Source organism: Microcoleus sp., assembly GCF_049646505.1.
Taxonomy (GTDB): Bacteria; Cyanobacteriota; Cyanobacteriia; order Cyanobacteriales; family Microcoleaceae; genus Microcoleus.
Map to the genome: position 1 here is coordinate 1 of NZ_JBARVX010000305.1, position 2667 is coordinate 2667.

Genomic DNA, 2667 nt, shown 5'->3' on the forward strand with positions numbered 1-2667 from the left:
AGTGGTTAGTCATTAGTCCCCAGTCATTAGTCCCTAGTTTGAAGCGGGGAAGCAGGATGACTAATGACTAATGACTAATAATTAATAACTAATGACTAATAACTAATGACTGATGACTAACTATGCAAAACTTTCGCAATTACTATCAAATTCTGGGAGTTTCCAGAGATGCTACGGCTGACGAGATAAAAAAAGCCTATCGCCGACTGGCAAGGCAATTGCACCCTGACGTAAATCCGGGTGACAAATTTGCTGAAGATAACTTTAAGGATATTAATGAAGCTTACGATATTCTTTCCGACCTCGAAAAGCGAGCTCAATACGATCGGTTTAGTAAATTTTGGAAACAAAAGGGATTTCAAGGCAAACAAGGCGTAAAACTTCCCAATTTCAAAAGTTGGGGAAATAACAAAGGCAGCCGCAATAAACCAGCCGAAGAAATCGATTTTAGCGATTACTCCGATTTTAATAAATTTCTCGATCAAGTGCTCGGAAGGCGGCGGGAAGTGAGGATGGCGACAGCGAATGATGCACCGCGAGTAGTCGCTTCGGAACCGTGGAGTACGGCTTCTAAGAAAACGAGTTATGTTGCTAATTATCGGGAAGATGGAAGGGATTTTGACGATCGCGAAATTCGACGCGAAACAGTCGATCGCGAAATTCGACGCGAAACAGTCGATCGCGAAATTCGACGCGAAACTAGGGAAATTGACGATCGCGAAATCAGAAGAGACATTGAAGCCCGACTGACTCTGCCATTGGAAAAAGCTTATGCCGGCGGTACCGAGCGCATTCGTTTGGATGACGGGCGATGGATCGAAGTAAATATGCCTGCGGCAATGGTATCGGGCCAGCGAATTCGCCTGCGGAATCAAGGTATTGGTGGCGGCGATTTGTACTTAAAAATCACGGTTTCTCCCCATCCATTTTTTAGCTTAGAAATGTCGGATATTTGCTGCCAATTGCTGCTGACACCCTGCGAAGCGGTGCTAGGTGGAGATGTGGAAGTGCCGACGCTCGATGGCCCGGTGAAGATGAAACTACCGCCGGGAGTCACCTCTGGAAAGCGGTTGCGGATGGCAAATAAAGGCTATCCGACTGGAAATGGCGATCGGGGCGATCAGCTAGTAGAAATTCAGGTGTTAATTCCCAAGGAAATTAGTGAAGAGGAACGGGAATTATACGAAAAATTGCGGCAGATTGAGACTTTTAAACCCCGTCAAGATTTGTCGGTTTAATGTCTGGTGCTATAATAGCGCACCTTTAATGATGTAAGGTACGCTATTATAGCACCTTACGACTAATTATGTTAAGCAATTATTGATAACATAAGTAAAATTACTGTTGCAATTCTTCAGGAGCTAGCGGACAATTAACCCTAAGCTAATTTTTCTACAATCAGGAGCAGTCTGCCGCCATGACTCAAATGCCGCCCCAATGCAACAATCTGCAAGAGCAAGTTGACACTTTACTGCAACTGCTGCGTCAAGAACCGTCTTTGCGACAACAAGATATTATGGCGGTACAAGCGTCTTTGAAAAAGGCAATTTCTCCTGAATTTGAAATTGTGTTTGCGGGCGCTTTTAGTGCGGGAAAATCGATGCTGATTAATGCTTTGCTGGAGCGAGAATTGCTCTACAGTGCTGAAGGACACGCAACTGGTACTGAGTGTTACATCGCCTATGCTGAATCGGCCCAAAAAGAGCGCGTTGTTCTCACTTTTTTGAGCGAAGTTGAGATTAGGACTCAAGTTTATGCTCTGTGCGAGCAGTTGAATTTAACTACTGAAATCAATATTAATCACATAGATGTAGTAAAGATTTTATCTCAGGGATGTTTGATAATTATCGAAAAGGAAGGCGGAGAAAATAAATCGGAGCTAGCCAAACAAGCTAAGGCTTTGATACTGTTGCTAGAAGGTTTTGAAGCTAATCGCGAGCGCATCCAAACTGTCGATAACGCTACTTATTCGATGGAACAGTTTAATTTTTCCAATCTCAAGGAAGCTGCTAGTTATGCGCGGCGCGGTAGCAACAGTGCTGTGCTGAAGCGAGTTGAATATTATTGTTACCATCCGCTGCTGAAAGATGGTAATATTATTATCGATACGCCGGGAATTGATGCGCCTGTCAAACAGGATGCGGAATTGACCTACGATAAGATTGAAAGCCCGGATACTTCGGCGGTTGTCTGCGTCTTGAAGGCTGCGTCGTCTGGGGAAATGACGACGGAAGAGACGGAGTTGATGGAGAAAACGCGATCGAATCCCGGAATTCGCGATCGGCTGTTTTACATTTTCAACCGCATTGACGAAACTTGGTACAACACGCAACTGCGACAGCGCTTAGAAAATCTGATTAATTCCGACTTTCGCGACACTACCAGAGTCTATAAAACCAGCGGATTGCTGGGATTTTACGGGAGTTTAATTAGAGGGACAACCGGGCGCGATCGCTTTGGTTTGGATACAATATTTGCCGAAAGTCGCGATCGCCTTGATGCAGACACAAATTCGGGTAACAACAGCGAAAATAGTCAAGACACACCGCAATTTGTCAACGAATTTAACCGCTACTGCGCCAATTCTGGCAAACTGTCTGCTAGTCAATTTCGGATTTCAGTTAACAGCTACGAAACCCCAAATCAAAACTACGTGCGGATTCTTGC

General features: G+C 44.6%; 2 protein-coding genes. Both read left to right on the top strand.

All coding sequences use genetic code 11. The features are described 5' to 3' along the window. Positions 1 to 122 precede the first annotated feature (122 nt). Positions 123 to 1238, top strand: a complete 1116-nt coding sequence (locus WBA89_RS15975; protein ID WP_424408062.1) for a DnaJ C-terminal domain-containing protein — start codon at positions 123 to 125, stop codon at positions 1236 to 1238. A 179-nt stretch (positions 1239 to 1417) separates the two neighbouring features. Next, on the top strand, positions 1418 to 2667 hold a 1250-nt coding region (locus tag WBA89_RS15980), incomplete at its 3' end, for a dynamin family protein (RefSeq protein ID WP_424408064.1).